Annotated in this window: 16 protein-coding genes; 8 read left to right on the top strand and 8 right to left on the bottom strand. The window is 70.7% G+C overall.

The window, feature by feature from the left end; all coding sequences use genetic code 11:
• The first annotated feature begins 18 nt into the window (after window positions 1–18).
• Window positions 19–453 carry a GNAT family N-acetyltransferase gene (locus ABFJ78_RS03495; RefSeq protein ID WP_436384153.1) on the top strand — a complete coding sequence of 145 codons (435 nt, stop codon included), beginning with the start codon at window positions 19–21 and terminating at the stop codon, window positions 451–453.
• Here the strand turns inward: ABFJ78_RS03495 and ABFJ78_RS03500 are convergent.
• The 3 genes from ABFJ78_RS03500 to ABFJ78_RS03510 all read right to left on the bottom strand — a co-directional run bounded on the left by ABFJ78_RS03500 (window position 431) and on the right by ABFJ78_RS03510 (window position 2,064).
• Window positions 431–601, bottom strand: coding sequence for a DUF397 domain-containing protein (locus tag ABFJ78_RS03500; RefSeq protein ID WP_436384155.1), 171 nt, complete (start codon window positions 599–601; stop codon window positions 431–433). The genes ABFJ78_RS03495 and ABFJ78_RS03500 overlap by 23 nt on opposite strands.
• A 1-nt stretch (window position 602) precedes the next feature.
• Window positions 603–1,385 (bottom strand): DUF5753 domain-containing protein, encoded by a 783-nt coding sequence (locus ABFJ78_RS03505; protein WP_436384157.1) that lies wholly within the window; start codon window positions 1,383–1,385, stop codon window positions 603–605.
• A gap of 145 nt (window positions 1,386–1,530) precedes the next feature.
• Entirely contained in the window at window positions 1,531–2,064 is a 534-nt protein-coding gene (locus ABFJ78_RS03510; RefSeq protein ID WP_364510442.1) for a YbhB/YbcL family Raf kinase inhibitor-like protein, read from the bottom strand.
• A 169-nt stretch (window positions 2,065–2,233) separates the two neighbouring features.
• On the opposite strand from ABFJ78_RS03510, the gene ABFJ78_RS03515 reads away from it, so the two are divergent.
• From ABFJ78_RS03515 to ABFJ78_RS03545, 7 genes are all read left to right on the top strand, one after another.
• On the top strand, window positions 2,234–3,004 hold the full coding sequence (locus tag ABFJ78_RS03515; RefSeq protein WP_436384159.1) for a DUF4097 family beta strand repeat-containing protein: 771 nt from the start codon (window positions 2,234–2,236) through the stop codon (window positions 3,002–3,004).
• A gap of 27 nt (window positions 3,005–3,031) precedes the next feature.
• Window positions 3,032–3,265 carry a hypothetical protein gene (locus ABFJ78_RS03520; protein WP_436384161.1) on the top strand — a complete coding sequence of 78 codons (234 nt, stop codon included), beginning with the start codon at window positions 3,032–3,034 and terminating at the stop codon, window positions 3,263–3,265.
• 67 nt (window positions 3,266–3,332) lie between these two features.
• A complete protein-coding gene (locus ABFJ78_RS03525) occupies window positions 3,333–4,775 on the top strand; it encodes an alpha/beta hydrolase (RefSeq protein WP_436384162.1) in 1,443 nt (480 codons plus the stop codon).
• Window positions 4,776–4,954: 179 nt separating this feature from the next.
• A complete protein-coding gene (gene dnaK / locus ABFJ78_RS03530) occupies window positions 4,955–6,826 on the top strand; it encodes a molecular chaperone DnaK (RefSeq protein ID WP_436384164.1) in 1,872 nt (623 codons plus the stop codon).
• On the top strand, window positions 6,823–7,530 hold the full coding sequence (grpE, locus tag ABFJ78_RS03535) for a nucleotide exchange factor GrpE (protein ID WP_436384165.1): 708 nt from the start codon (window positions 6,823–6,825) through the stop codon (window positions 7,528–7,530). The genes dnaK and grpE overlap by 4 nt, the downstream gene beginning before the upstream one ends.
• Before the next feature lie 30 nt (window positions 7,531–7,560).
• Window positions 7,561–8,736: a molecular chaperone DnaJ gene (gene dnaJ, locus ABFJ78_RS03540; protein WP_436384167.1), complete on the top strand. Its 1,176-nt coding sequence runs from the start codon at window positions 7,561–7,563 to the stop codon at window positions 8,734–8,736.
• A gap of 5 nt (window positions 8,737–8,741) precedes the next feature.
• Entirely contained in the window at window positions 8,742–9,167 is a 426-nt protein-coding gene (locus ABFJ78_RS03545) for a heat shock protein transcriptional repressor HspR (protein ID WP_372667885.1), read from the top strand.
• A gap of 175 nt (window positions 9,168–9,342) precedes the next feature.
• Here ABFJ78_RS03545 and ABFJ78_RS03550 read toward each other — a convergent pair whose 3' ends face one another.
• The 5 genes from ABFJ78_RS03550 to ABFJ78_RS03570 form a co-directional block, all read right to left on the bottom strand.
• Window positions 9,343–10,896, bottom strand: a complete 1,554-nt coding sequence (locus ABFJ78_RS03550) for an ATP-binding cassette domain-containing protein (protein WP_436384168.1) — start codon at window positions 10,894–10,896, stop codon at window positions 9,343–9,345.
• Between the two features lie 417 nt (window positions 10,897–11,313).
• Complete coding sequence (locus ABFJ78_RS03555) at window positions 11,314–11,847, bottom strand: DUF305 domain-containing protein (RefSeq protein WP_436384169.1); 534 nt, start codon at window positions 11,845–11,847, stop codon at window positions 11,314–11,316.
• Window positions 11,844–12,599 (bottom strand): lytic polysaccharide monooxygenase, encoded by a 756-nt coding sequence (locus ABFJ78_RS03560; protein WP_436384170.1) that lies wholly within the window; start codon window positions 12,597–12,599, stop codon window positions 11,844–11,846. The genes ABFJ78_RS03555 and ABFJ78_RS03560 overlap by 4 nt, the downstream gene beginning before the upstream one ends.
• 145 nt (window positions 12,600–12,744) lie before the next feature.
• The gene (locus tag ABFJ78_RS03565) at window positions 12,745–13,461 is read right to left on the bottom strand and encodes a dienelactone hydrolase family protein (protein ID WP_436384172.1); all 717 of its coding nucleotides are present in this window, start codon (window positions 13,459–13,461) and stop codon (window positions 12,745–12,747) included.
• 43 nt (window positions 13,462–13,504) lie between these two features.
• On the bottom strand, window positions 13,505–14,608 hold the full coding sequence (locus ABFJ78_RS03570) for a globin domain-containing protein (protein WP_436385373.1): 1,104 nt from the start codon (window positions 14,606–14,608) through the stop codon (window positions 13,505–13,507).
• Window positions 14,609–14,844: the final 236 nt, after the last annotated feature.

The following is a 14,844-nucleotide window of genomic DNA, read 5'->3' on the forward strand; positions in this document are numbered from 1 at the left end:
GGTCGTTAGCTTCGGATCATGCGGACCTTCGGTGAGTACGAACTGGACGACGATCGCGCGCGGCTGGACCTCGAGGTGGTGTGGAAGTTCCTCTCCACCGAGGCCTACTGGGGCCGGTGGCGGACGCGTGCGCAGGTCGAGGCCGCCATCGACGGGTCGTGGCGAGTCGTCGGCGCCTACCGCGGTGGCTCGATGGTCGGGTTCGCCCGTGCCTTCTCCGACGGGGTGTCTTCGGCGTACCTGGCCGACGTGTTCGTCGTCGACTCCGCGCGCGGCAGCGGGCTCGGCAAGGAGATCGTGCGCGAGATGATCGACAACGGGCCCGGTGCCGGGTTCCGCTGGATGCTGCACACCGCCGACGCGCACGGGCTGTACCGGCAGTTCGGCTTCGGTGAGCACACCAAGGGCCGCTACCTGGAGCGCGAGGGCGTCAACGCGGAGTCGCTGCGCTGAGGCGTAGGAAGGCGTCCCACGATCGGGTGGAGATTTCGAGCGTTCCGCCCGGGCGGTCCTTGGTGTCGCGGATCCGCACCACCTGAGCGAGCGCAACCTCCATGCAGTTCTCGTTCGCGCCGCTGTGACTGGACTTCCGCCACCGCATGTCAGGCCTCCAGTTCGCCGATCACCTCCCGGAGGAGCTGCGCGGAGTCGGGCTCGCTCAGCGCGAGGGAGGCCAAAGTCTTCGCGGCAGCCCGGTAAACCGCGATCTGATCGTCATCGTAGAGGTAGGCGCTGGCCCGGTACTGCTCCAGGAAAACGATCGGCGGCAGGCCGATGAACTCCAGAACGGTGAAGGATCCGTGCAGGCCCGGGTGACCGAACTCGGTCGCGGGCACGATCCGCAGACCGATGTTCGGGCGGTCCGCCTCGAAGAGCAGCCGCCGCAGCTGCTCGGCCATCACCGCCGGCCCGCCGAGCCCCTGCCGGATCGCGGTTTCCCCGATGAGCACCGTGTAGTGCAGCGGATCGCGGCCGCGGAGGCGCTTCTGCCGCGCGAGGCGGATCTCGGTCCGCCGGTCGATCTCGTCCGGGCCGCGGCCGGGCTCGGTCACGATCCGGCGCACGTACTCGCGGGTCTGCAGCAGGCCGGGCACCAGGGTCGGCTCCCAGCTGAGCATCGCGCTCGCCGTGCGCTCGTACTCGACATAAGCCGACACATCGGCCGGTGCGCCCGGCATCGTCGACTCCAGCCAGTTCGGATCCCGCGCGTGCTCAGCCAGGTCGAGCAACCGCTGTCGCTCCTCAGCCCCCACCCGCAGCTGCCCGAGCAGGAGCGCGACCTCCTCGACCTTGGGCACCCTCAGCCCGAGTTCCCAATTGGACAGTTCCGCCGGGTACACGTCAGTGGCCCGCGCCAGTTCGCGTAGGCCGCGTGCGCGCGCCATGCGTGCTTTCCGCAATCCGAACCCCAGCGCTCTCGACCGGGGTGTCGCTATCGGTGGTGACATGACCGCAGTGTGTCATCGACCACCGACAAAAACGGGCCCGGCTCCGTTGCCGATCCGCAACAGCGCCGGGCCCGTCCGAAAATCAGCCCTTGTTCTCGTACACCGGCGTGATCACCGCGCGGGCGAGCGTGTGCCCGAACATGTTGAAGCCCAGGAACGCCGGGGTCGCGTCCTCCGGGACGTCCAGCTTGTCGACGTCCAGCGCGTGCACCGCGAAGTAGTAGCGGTGCGGGCCGTGCCCGGGCGGGGGTGCCGCGCCGAGGAACTGCTTGACGCCGCCGTCGCCCTTGAGCGTCACCGCGCCTTCCGGCAGGCCCGAGCCGTCGCCGGCGCCGGAGGCCAGCTCCGTCACCGATGCCGGGATGTTGAACACGGCCCAGTGCCAGAAGCCGCTGCCGGTCGGGGCGTCCGGGTCGTAGCACGTCACCGCGAAGCTCTTCGTCTCCGCCGGGAAGCCTTCCCAGGCCAGCTGCGGCGAACGGTCCTCGCCGCCGGCACCGAAGATGCCGGAAAGGTGGGGCGTGGCGAGAGTTTCGCCGTCGGCGACGTCGTTGCTGCGGAGGGTGAAGGACGGCACGTCGGGCAGGGATTCGTACGGGCCGGGTGCTTGCGGCATGGATCCTCCTGATCACGGAACTGAGCCTGGCGCCAGGTTAGGCCCCTCGGCCCGCCCCCGCGTGTCAGGGACGGATCTCAGGGTTCTTTCGGGGGGTTACCCCCATGTGCGCGCCCCTCACCCGGCCATAACGTTTCTCACGCAGAGGAAACAACTGAGGGGAACGACCATGGCGCGCCCGCTTCTGGCTCTGGGTGGCATCGTCCTGATCGGCGTCGGCCTGGCGACCGCGTTCGGCTGGGGCTGGGGATCGGACTTCGAGAACAGCAGGACCCTTTCGGAGACCATCCGCAGCGTGAAGCTGGAAGGCGACTCCGGGTCGGTGAAGATCCGCACCGGCACGGGACCGTCGACGGTGCGCGAAAAAGTCAATTACCACTGGCGCAGCAAGCCCGGTGACACGTTCTACCGCGTCGACGGCGACCAGCTCGTGCTCACCGACTGCGGGAACAACTGCTCGGTCGACTTCGAGGTCGTCGTCCCCGCCGGGGTGCCGGTGTCCGGGCGGCTGGACTCGGGCGGCCTGGACGTCGCCGGGGTGGCGAGCGTGGACGTCCAGTCGGACTCCGGGCACGCGCGCGTCGAAGACGTGCCGGGCCTGGTGAAACTGCGGCTGGAGAGCGGCGGGATCGACCTGTCGGACGTCGGCGAGGTCCAGGTGCACGCCGACTCGGGCAGCATCAAGGGCACCGGGGTACGCGGGCCGGTCGACGTGACGGCGTCGAGCGGGAGCGTCGACTTCACGTTGGCGCAGGCGAACAACGTCAAGATCAAGGCCGACAGCGGCAGCGTCGACGTCGAGGTGCCGGGCGGGCCGTACCGGGTCGTCGGCGACAGCGACAGCGGGCACCGCAGCATCGACGTCCCGACCGACGGCTCCGCGCCCAACACGCTTGACCTCACGACCGAAAGCGGCAGTGTCATGGTCCGCGCGGCCTGACTTCCTTACTACGGGGGAACTTTCACCATGGGCAAGATCGAACGGCGCGTGCTGGCGGCCGCGTTGCTGGGGGCTGTCGCGATGTTCGGCGTAGTGGGGTTCACGCGCGGGGAGGAGACCGCGGCGCCGGCGCAGGGGGTGCCGGTCGCCGCGGATTCCCACTATCGAGTGACTTCCTGGGTCGGCACCCCGGCAGAAGTCGTTGTGCGGCAAGGAAATCCCGATTTCTTCCTTTCTTCCTGGACCGGCCGCCGCTCCTGAACTGTCGGGGGTCGCTGTTAGGAATGGGGTGCGCCGAAGGGCGGCGCGCAGGGGGAGGAACCGAGTCATGGACGTGCGCCGGGTCGTCGCGGTCATCGCGGCGGTCGTGGTCATGGGGGTCGTACCGGCTGTTGCTTCAGCGTCTTCGCTGACTTGGCGGCCGTGCGCGACACCGCAGGAACCGACAGCGGAGTGCGCGGCGGTCGACGTGCCGATCGACCGCTCGCGACCGGAACTGGGGTCGGCGCGGCTGGCGCTGGCGCGGTTGCCGGCGGCCGATCCAGCCCGCCGGATCGGCTCGCTGCTGGTGAACCCGGGCGGGCCGGGCGGCTCCGGCGTCGGGTTCGTGCAGTTCGGCGGGCTGGCCTCGTCGGACCTCGCGCGGCTGCGGCAGCGGTTCGACGTCGTGGGCTTCGACCCGCGCGGCGACTGGTTCAGCACGCCGCGCATCACGTGCGATCCCGGGACGCTGTTCGACCCGGCACTGGACCGGTTCCCCGCGTCCCGCCAGGGCTTCGACGCGCTGGTCGCGCACAACCGCGCGGCGGGCGCGGACTGCCTGGCCCGGACCGGGCCGTTGCTGGCGAACGCGGACACGCAGAGCGCGGCCGAGGACATCGAGACGATCCGCGCGGCGCTCGGCGAGGCCAAGATCTCGTGGCTGGGCCTGTCGTACGGCACCGAGCTGGGCGCGGTCTACGCGTCGAAGCACCCTGATCGGGTGCGCGCGATGGTGCTCGACGGCGCCGTCGACCACGCCCGGCCACTGCGTCGGGCGATCCTCGAGGAGGCCGCGGCGACCGAGGACGCGCTGGTCCGGTTCGCGGACTGGTGCCGTGGCTCGGCCGAGTGCGCCCTGCGCGGCCAGGACGTCCTCCGCTTCTACGACGACGTCGTGGCCCGGGCGGCGCACGGCGCGGTGTGGGCGAGCGACCTGGGTCGCTCCGCGACGGCCGACGAGGTCTCGGCGGGCGTCTACAACCACCTCTATATCCGCGGCGAGTGGCCGGCGCTGGGCACGGCGCTGGCCGCGGCCGGCGGCGAGTTCCCGGACGCGCGCGGGCTGACCGAGCGGAACCAGTTCTCGTCGCCGATCTACGGGGCGTACCGGGCGATCGGCTGCCACGACTTCCCGTCGCCGTTCACCGGGCCGGCGGACCTGGGCGCGATGGCCGGGCTGCTCCGCGCGGTGGCGCCGCACAGCTGGCGGTACTCCGAGTTCTGGGACTTCACCAGCGGCTACACGGGCTGGCCGGTCCCGGCGCAGAACCCACCCCAGCCGCATCCGGTCCACGGTGCCCCGCCGATCCTGGTGGTGGGCGGCGCCCACGACCCGGCGACGCCGCTGTCCTGGGCCCGCGGCCTGGCGGCGAGCATCGACGGCGCGGCCCTGCTCACCCGTACGGACGACGGTCACACGGGGCTGTTCAACTCCGCGTGCGCCCGGGAAGCCGAGGTGAACTACCTGGTGAGCGGGCTCACACCCGGTTCCCGCCAACTCTGCCGGTGAACCCGGGAACAAGAACCCGGACCGCCTCGTTAGGCTGGGTACGAAGGTTGAGCGCAGTCGACTCAAGTCCAGCTTGACGAGGTGCGTGAAGGCCGGATAGAACTTGCCAGAGCCCCGCTCAAGGTGGGGGCGAACGTGCAGGTCACGAACATAGCAGGCTTACACAGGAGGAAAGCACCATGGCGCGAGCGGTCGGCATCGACCTCGGCACGACCAACTCGGTCGTCGCCGTCCTTGAGGGCGGCGAGCCGACGGTCATCGCCAACTCGGAAGGCTCCCGGACCACCCCTTCGATCGTCGCCTTCGCCAAGAACGGCGAAGTGCTGACCGGTCAGCCGGCGAAGAACCAGGCCGTGACGAACGTCGACCGGACGATCCGGTCCGTGAAGCGGCACATCGGCACCGACTGGAAGACCGAGATCGACGGCAAGAACTACACGTCGCAGGAGATCAGCGCCCGGGTGCTGATGAAGCTCAAGCGTGACGCCGAGGCGTACCTGGGCGAGACCATCACCGACGCGGTGATCACCGTCCCGGCGTACTTCGAGGACGCGCAGCGGCAGGCCACCAAGGAGGCCGGGCAGATCGCCGGCCTGAACGTGCTCCGCATCGTCAACGAGCCGACCGCCGCCGCGCTGGCGTACGGCCTGGACAAGGGCGAGAAGGAGCAGACCATCCTGGTCTTCGACCTCGGTGGTGGCACGTTCGACGTCTCGCTGCTGGAGATCGGCGAGGGCGTCGTCGAGGTCCGCGCGACCTCCGGTGACAACCACCTCGGTGGTGACGACTGGGACGAGCGCATCGTCAAGTGGCTGGTCGACAAGTTCAAGGCCACGAACGGCATCGACCTGACCAAGGACAAGATGGCGCTGCAGCGCATCCGCGAGGCGGCGGAGAAGGCGAAGATCGAGCTGTCCAGCTCGAACTCGGCCGGCATCAACCTGCCGTACATCACCGTGGACGCGGACAAGAACCCGCTGTTCCTCGACGAGCAGCTTTCGCGCGCCGAGTTCCAGAAGATCACGTCGGACCTGCTCGACCGCACCAAGGCGCCGTTCAACAATGTCATCCGGGACGCGGGCATCTCCGTCGGCGACATCGACCACGTCGTGCTCGTCGGTGGTTCCACCCGCATGCCGGCCGTCGCCGAGCTGGTCAAGGAGCTGACCGGCGGCCGCGAGCCGAACAAGGGCGTGAACCCGGACGAGGTCGTCGCCGTCGGCGCCGCGCTGCAGGCCGGTGTCCTGAAGGGCGAGGTCAAGGACGTCCTGCTGCTGGACGTGACCCCGCTGTCGCTGGGCATCGAGACCAAGGGCGGCGTGTTCACCAAGCTCATCGAGCGCAACACCACGATCCCGACCAAGCGCTCGGAGATCTTCTCCACCGCGGACGACAACCAGCCGTCGGTGCAGATCCAGGTGTTCCAGGGTGAGCGCGAGATCGCCGCGCACAACAAGAAGCTCGGCATGTTCGAGCTGACCGGTCTCCCGCCGGCCCCGCGTGGCGTGCCGCAGATCGAGGTCACCTTCGACATCGACGCCAACGGCATCGTGCACGTGACCGCGAAGGACCTGGGCACGAACAAGGAGCAGTCGATGACGATCACCGGTGGCTCCGCGCTGCCGAAGGACGACATCGAGCGCATGGTCAAGGACGCCGAGGCGCACGCCGAGGAGGACAAGGCCCGGCGCGAAGAGGCCGAGACGCGCAACCAGGCCGAGACGCTGGTCTACCAGACCGAGAAGTTCCTGAAGGACAACGACGACAAGCTGCCCGAGGAGCTCAAGGGCAAGGTCAAGGCCGCGATCGACGAGTCGAACGAGGCGCTCAAGGGCACCGACTCGACCAAGATCCGCGAGTCGATCGAGAAGCTGAACGCCGCTTCGCAGGAGCTGGGCACCGCTCTGTACGCCAACGCGAACGCCGACGCGGCGGCCGGTGCGGCCGGCGCTTCGGGTGCGGCCGGTGGCGACGCCGGTGCGGCCGGCGGTCAGGCCAAGGCCGATGACGTGGTGGACGCCGAGATCGTCGAAGAGGACGAGAAGAAGTGACCCACAGCTACGACGAATCCGAGAACCAGGGCCGAGGCCCCGAGGAGCCGGTGGTCGTGCGGGACCGTCGTCGGGTGGACCCCCAGACCGGGCAGGTTCGCCCGCCCGGTCCGGCCCACGCCGCGCCGGACCCCGACGAGGCGCCCGTGGAGCACGCGGGTCCCTCGCTGGGTGAGTCCATTGTGGACGAGTCGGTGTCGGTCGTCTCCGACGTGGAGAAGGAGCTGGCCGAGCGCACCGCCGACCTCCAGCGGCTGCAGGCGGAGTACGCCAACTACCGCAAGCGGGTCGAGCGCGACCGTGAGGCGGTCGTCCTCGGCGCGAAGGCGACCGTGGTAAACGACCTGCTGCCGCTGCTCGACGACCTCGAGCGGGCCGAGCAGCACGGTGACCTCACCGGCGCGTTCAAGGCCGTCGGCGACAAGCTGATCAGCGGCCTGCAGCGAGCGGGGCTCGAGTCGTTCGGCGCCGAGGGCGAGGCCTTCGACCCGAGCGTGCACGAGGCCGTGCAGCACAACACCTCGCCGGACGTGGCGGGCCCGACGGTCACCGTGGTCATGCGCCGCGGCTACCGCTTCGGGGACCGCGTACTGCGGGCGGCGCTGGTCGGCGTGACCGACCACGAGCCCGGTGCGGCCCCGGTGGACCCGTCCGTCGGTGGCGAGCTGCCACTCGACGGCGGACTCGATGACCAGCAGCAGTAAGAGGAACACAGTGGGAGGAGGAGACGCCCGATGAGCGCACGGGAATGGATCGGTAAGGACTTCTACCGTGAGCTGGGCGTCTCCTCCGACGCCACGGCGGACGAGATCAAGAAGGCCTACCGCAAGCTGGCCAAGGAGAACCACCCGGACGCGAACGCCGGCAACGCGCAGGCGGAGCAGAAGTTCAAGGCGGTCTCCGAGGCCTACGGCGTGCTCTCCGACGCGAGCAAGCGCAAGGAGTACGACGAGGCGCGGCGCCTGTTCGGCGGCGGGGGCGGGTTCAACTTCCCCGGTGGCGGCGGTACCGGCGGCTTCGACATGGGCGACATCTTCGGCCAGGCCGGGGCCGGCCAGCAGGGCGGCTTCGGCGGGCTCGGCGACATCCTGGGCGGCCTGTTCGGCCGCGGCCGGACGACGGCGGGTGCGACGGCCAACCGGCCGCAGCGCGGCGCCGACGTCGAGACGGACGTGCGGATCGACTTCACCGAGGCGGTCAAGGGCGCGACCCTGCCGCTGCGGCTGTCGAGCCCGGCGACCTGTTCGACGTGCGGCGGCAACGGCGCGAAGCCGGGCACGTCGCCGCGGACCTGCCCGACCTGTTCCGGGTCGGGGCTGGTCAGCCGCAGCCAGGGCGCGTTCGCCTTCTCCGAGCCGTGCCGCGACTGCCGCGGCCGCGGGCAGATCATCGACGACCCGTGCCCGGAGTGCGGCGGCGAGGGCGTCAGTACGCGGACCCGCACGCTGACCGTCCGGATCCCGCCGGGCGTCGACGACGACCAGCGGATCCGGCTGGCGGGCCAGGGCGAGCCGGGCCGGGGTGGCGCGCAGGCGGGCGACCTGTACGTCCGGGTGCACGTGGCCCCGCACGCGCTGTTCGGCCGCAAGCCGAAGTCGCTCGACCTGACGCTCACCGTGCCGGTGGACTTCACCGAGCTGACGCTCGGCACCACGATCACGGTGCCGACGCTGGACGGCAAGGTCTCGCTCAAGGTGCCGCCGGGCACCGCGAGCGGGCGGGTGCTGCGCGTGCGCGGCAAGGGCATCGCCAAGCGCGACGGTTCGCAAGGTGACCTGCTCGTCACCCTCCAGGCGGCGATCCCCGCCAAACTGGACGACAAGGCGCGCGAGGCACTGCAGGCGTACGCCGAGGCGATGGCCGGGCACGACCCCCGGCCCGAGATCACTGAGCTGCTCGAAGGCAGGTGAGTGTGGTGTTCGGCGGGATTCCGCAGGAGGGCGACGAAGAGACGCCGGTGTTCGTCATCTCGGTGGCGGCCCAGCTTGCGGGGATGCACGCGCAGACGCTGCGCACGTACGACCGGCAGGGCCTGGTGTCGCCGGGCCGCACGGCCGGCGGCGGGCGGCGCTACTCGATGCGGGACATCGCGCTGCTGCGCGAGGTGCAACGTCTGTCGCAAGAGGACGGGGTGAACCTGGCCGGCATCAAGCGCATCATCGAGCTGGAGAACCAGGTCGACGCGCTGCGCGCCCGGCTTTCGGAGATCACCGAGGAACTGGCGGCGGCATACGCGGCGGCGGAACAGGCCGCGGCGGCGGCGCACGCGTCCTACCGGCGGGACCTGGTCCCGCTCAACCAGCAGACCGCGCTGGTGGTCTGGCGGCCCAAGCGCCGCTGACCGCTGGCACGAAGAGGGCCTCCCCGGGCGACCGGGGAGGCCCTTTTGCGTGGGGTGGTTTGGCGGGCGCCGGCCTGCGGCAAGGCGCCACCCTGGGTGGCGGGCGGTCTGCGGTCCGGCCGGGGCGGCGCGCCTGCCGCCCGGCAGCCGATCGGCGCCTTGCCACCTGGCGCCCTCAGAGCTCCAATCGGGGCCACGCAGCCAAATCCGCCAGCATCCGGCGGTCGTGCGTTGCCACCACCACCGCGGCCGGGGTCGTCAGCAACGCCTCCGTCAGCTCCTCGACCAGCGTGGCCGACAGGTGGTTGGTCGGCTCGTCGAACACCAGCAAGTCCGGGCGTCCCGCCAAGCGCAACGCCAAATCCAACCGGCGCTGCTGGCCCTGGGACATCCGGCCCGCCGGCGTCCGCAGCGCCTCCGCGTCGAGCAGGCCCATCGCCGAGAACGGAACCCCCTCGCGCTCGAACAGCCGGCGAGCCGTCGACTCCTCCGGCCACGCCGGGACTTCCTGGCCCACCAACGCGATCCGCGCGTCGGGAGCCCGCCGGACCATGCCGCTCGTCGGGGCCAGCTCGCCGGTCAAGGCCATCAGGAACGTCGACTTGCCGGTGCCGTTGGGGCCCGTCACGAGCAGGCGGTCGCCGCGGGCGATCGTCAACGTGACCGGTCCGCTGAGGCGGCCGGCAACCGCTACCTCGTGCACGTCGACCAAAGACCGGCGAGGTCCCGCGCCGAAATCGGGCCAGCGCAACGACAACGGCGGCTCCGGCACCGTCACGCGGTGCGCCTCCAGTGCCGCCCGTTCCCGGTTCAGCGCCTGGACCACGCCGGGTGCGCGCGACTGGCGCTGGTGGCGTCCGGTGCCCTTGTCCGGCCGCCAGCCCGTGCTGAGCCGGTCGCGGGCCTGCGTCACCGCGAGCGTGAGCTGCCGGTGGGTGTCCTGCTGCTCCTCGAACTCCTGCAGCCAGCGCTCGCGGTCGCGGCGGCGGCCGTCCTGCCAGGCCTGGTACCCGCCCGCATACGTGCGCGGGCGGCCGTCCTGGCTGGGGTCGAGGTCGAGGTACTCCGCGGCGACGTCGGCGAGCAGCGCGCGGTCGTGGCTGACCAGCGCGACGCCGCCGTCGTGCGCGCGCAGGCGGGCAGTGAGGAAGGCGAGGCCGTCGGCGTCGAGGTGGTTGCCGGGCTCGTCGAGCAGCAGGAAGTCGTGCCGCGCGCCGAGCAGGCAGGCCAGGCGCACGCGGTAGCGCTGCCCGACCGAAAGCGTGCTCAGTTCGCGGGTCCGGTCGGTGCAGGCGGCGAGGGCTTCGAGGGCGACGTCGACGCGGCGTTCGGCGTCCCACGCGTCGAGGCGTGTGGCCGCTTCGAGCGCCGTGGTGTAACGGTCTTCGTCGAAATCGAGAGCCGCCGCGTCGAGCGCTTGCAACGCTTCGTGGGACTCGCGCAGGGCTTCGGTGGTCAGCGTGCCGACGGTTTCGCCGGACCGGAACGGCAGCGCCTGCCGGGCGACGCCGACCGTGCCCGTCCGGTGGACAGTGCCGTGGTCAGGTTCCCGCAGCCCGGCGAGGACGTGCAGCAGGGTGGTCTTGCCGCGCCCGTTCTCGCCGACGATCGCCAGCCGGGACTGGGCCGACACGGTGACGCTCACGTCGTGCAGGACGCGGCGGGAGCCGAGCGTGACGCCGACGCCTTCCGCGCGCAGGTGGGCGTGTTCGGTCGCAAGGGGGTTCAAGGGATGCTCCGCAGCTCTGGTGGGAGCCGGGCAGCACAAGAGGGGCCGCCCGGCGATGGCCGGAACGGCGGGCAGGAAAGAGTGCGCCGCCGCTAGCGGCGGTTGCGCAACCTCGCGAAGACGGCGAAGGAGAACATCATGATCACGAGGCTAGTGCGGCGCGGGAATGCGGCCAAGCGAATTTCGGCGCAAGGAGGGGGCAGGGGCGCTGCGGGGGTGCGGGGCGACCGCGCGGGGCGAAGCGGCCGGTGCGGGGCGACCGCGGCGGGGCGGTAGCGCGGTCGGGCACGGTGGCGGCTGCGAGCAGGCGGGCGAAGTTGGCGGCGTGGCGGGGCAGCGGGCTCGGGCAAGCCCGCAACCGCGACCGACCGCGAGCAGCCGGGCAGGAGGCTGCTCGCGGTCCGCGCCGCGGGGACGTCACACCTTGAAGTTCAGCAGCTGCTTCACCTCGGCGGTCCGCGACTCGATCACCCGCCGGGCCAGGTCCCGGACCTGGGCGTTGATCCCGCCGTTCGCCGAGTTCTCCGTCTGGGCCAGCTCGACCGCCCCCTGCTGCTGGCCGGTCAGCACGTCGAGGAACTTGCGCGGGAACTCGCTCGCCGGGGCCGTGCGGAGCGCTCCCACCACGTCCGGCGAGGTCATCTTCATGCCGCCGTGACCCGCGTGCGCCCCCGGGTTCAGGTCCATCGTCTCCGGCTGGGACCAGGCGCGAAGCCAGTTCCGCATGTCGACGATCTCCGTCTGCTGGGTCGACTCGATCGCCGCCGCCAGCTCCTTCAGCGCCGGCGGCAACGGGCGGTCCACCGCCAGCCGGACGATGTCGATGCCCTGCTGGTTCTGCGGGATCAGCATCTGCAGGAACATCACGTCGGCCGCGTTGTACGCGGGTGGAGCCGCCGTCGCGCTGCAACCCGTCAGCAGCAGCGCGACAGCGGCGAGCCATACCCTCACTGGCGCTGCCAGAGCGCCGGGGTGTTCGGCGGCTCCCAGCCCGCGATCGCCGTGTGCGGCTGGATGCAGCGGTAGCTCACCCCGTTGTAGGTGACCACGTCACCGACCTTGTACGCCGTCCCGGCCGCCCACGTACCGTTCGACGGCGGCGTAGTCGGCGTGGTGGTCGGCGGGCGGGTCGTGGTCGGGGGCGGGGTCGTCGTGGTCGGGGGCGGCGTGGTGGGGCCGCCGCCGCCGATCTGGAGGTCGACGCAGCTGTAGAACGCGTTGGCCGTGTCGGAGATGTTCCAGATCGCCAGCACCTTCACCCGGCCCGAATACCCGGACAGGTTCACCGTGTGCTGCACCGTCGCCGGTGGCTGCTGGCCGTTGCCGGGGATGTTCGCGACGCGCGTGCCGCCGATGTAGTACTCGTAGCTCGCGGTGGCGTGCCGGGCGGTGAACACCCAGTTGAACGTCACCGTCGTGCCGACCGACTTGGCCGGCCACGGCTTCGACTCGTCGGCCAGCTCGGCGAACTGCCCCAGCCCGGCGTTGCAGCTGCGCAGGCCCTTGGGCCCTTCGACGCTCTGGGGTTCGTAGACGATCTGACCGCAGTTCGGGACCTTCCCGGCCGCGCAGTTGGCCTGCCGGCTGGGCGGGTCGGAGATGTATCCGTGGGCGCTCGCGGTGGTGGCGGGGAGGACGACGACCAGCACCGGGGCGAGCAGGACACCGGCAGCGGCCGCGAAAAGCTTTCTGTTCCAGGTCATTTCGGCTCCTCGAGGGGGAACAGCGTTGTTCCATGGGGAGGACGAACGAGCACATCCGGGGAAGATGTGGTCTAGACCATAAGTCGATTCGGGCACAACGGTCAATCAACTACAGCCGTTCGGCGAGATCGCTAGCCCGCTCGGCTCAGTGCGAAGGTCGCGCCGGTTGCTGCAGGTGTTCGCCGAAGAACGCCGTCACCCGGCGCCACGCGTCCTCGGACGCCTCGTGGTGGTAGGTGAACCCGACGACCTTGAGCAGGAGGTTCAGCGGCGCCGCGACCTCGATCTTGTTGGCGAACCCGTGGCTCGCGCCGACGTACTCCTTGACGTCGTGCGGGATTCCACGCTCGGTCAGCGCCGTCTCGAGCTTCGACGCCGCGCCGCGCAGCGAGAAGTCCTTCTTGCCGAAGCTCGCGACGATCGGGCACGCGTCGTCGAGGACCGACAGGTTCTTCGGCAGCTGCCCGTAGTAGGGCGCCGACGCCTTGAAGCCGCGTGACGCCGCGACGAGCGCGAAGCCGCCGCCCATGCAGAACCCGGCGATGCCGATCCGGCCCGACGAGTCCGGCCGGGCGGCCAGGAGCGCGCGCGACGCCTCGATGTCGTCGAACGTCCGGCCCTGGTTCGCGAACATGTCCGAGAACACGCGACGCACGCAGCGGCGCATCCCGCCGCGCGAGTACAGGTCCGGGCTGAGCGCGAGGTAGCCCTCCGCGGCGAAGCGGTCGGTGATGTTCTTCGTGTCCTGGCTCAGCCCGAACGCGTCGTGGATGAGCACCACACCCGGGTGCGGTCCCGCGCCGGCGGGCTCCGCCAGGTAGCCGCCGATCGTGCCGTCCGAAACCGGAATAGTCATCTCCATATCCGCGAACATAGCGAGAATCCGCGTGGCCCGCCGAGATCGCTCAGTCCATGGTGAACGGGTCGAACCGGATGCGTTCGAGCTCGACGCCGGCGGTCAGCAGCTTCGCGATCGTCGCCCGGATCATCTCGGGCGAGCCGGCGACGAGGACGTCGTGGTCTTTCCACGCGCCGCGCTGCGTCACGGCGTGGGCGAGCGTGCCGCGGTCGCCGCCGGGCACCGCGCCCTCCTCGGTGACCGGCGTGACCGTCAGCCACTTCGACACCGCGGTCAGCCGCCGGAGGTCGTCGAGCGCGTACAGGTCCTCCGGTCTTCGGCCGCCGAAGAACAGGTGCACCGGCGGGTTGTGCTTCCAGTGCGCGAGGTCGTCGAGGATCGAGACGAACGGGGTGACCCCGGTGCCGCCGGCGATCATCAACAGCGGCTTCCGCGTCGCGGTCGGGCGCACGCTGAGCGCGCCCATCGCCGGCCCGAGCCGCCAGACGTCCCCCGGCTTGGTGTGGTTGACGATGGTGCCGCTGACCCAGCCGCCGGGCACCGCGCGCACGTGGAACGTCAGCTGGCCGTCGCCGCGCGGCGCGCTCGCCGGCGAGAGGTAGCGCCACATCCGCGGCCGCTGCGGCACCTCCACGCTCACGTAGCTGCCGGCCCGGTAGGGCAGCAGCCCTTCGGTCTGCACCCGCACCATCGCGACGTCCCGGGACAGCCGGCGGTGGTCGAGCACCCGCGCCGCCCACGACGCCGGCCCGGTCTCGGCCTGCGCGGCCTCGCGCATGGTCTTGGCGATGAGCCCGTACGCCGTCCTCCAAGCGCACTCGACCTCGTGCGTCCACTTCTGCTTGAGGAACCGCTTCAACGCGGCCAGCAGCGCGACCCCGACGGCGTCGTAGTGGCGGGCGACGACGGCGAACTTGCGGTGGTCGCGGCCCAGCTGGCCGAGAAAGGTCGTCAGGTCGTCGGGCCGGTCGACCATCTGCACGACGTACACCAACGCGCGCAGCAACCGGCTCCGCTGGTTCGCCATGGTGACCGGGAACAGGTCGCGGCAATCCGGCGCGATGACGAACAACGCGCCGTAGAAGTACTGCGCGAGTTCGTCGGCTTCCGGTTCGATCTCCGCAAAACTCTCACGAATAAGCCGGGCCAGTTCACGGCCTTCCACGGCCGAAACGGGAACGGTCGGGGGCAACGGGGAGACCTTCAGTGATTCAGCGTTCATCGGGAACGGTATTCTCCAGTCGTGCAAAGGCTTTTTCGTGCCGTGTGTGCGGCGTCGCCGTGCGGTGCCGCCCCCGAGGGTTCCCGACTGTAGGCGAATTCCCGTGCAGATGCGCGTGATTCCGCGCGGTCCCGCTCGAACGGAGCAATTTCGCCACGTGCGGT

Source organism: Amycolatopsis sp. MEPSY49, assembly GCF_051337345.1.
GTDB lineage: Bacteria > Actinomycetota > Actinomycetes > Mycobacteriales > Pseudonocardiaceae > Amycolatopsis.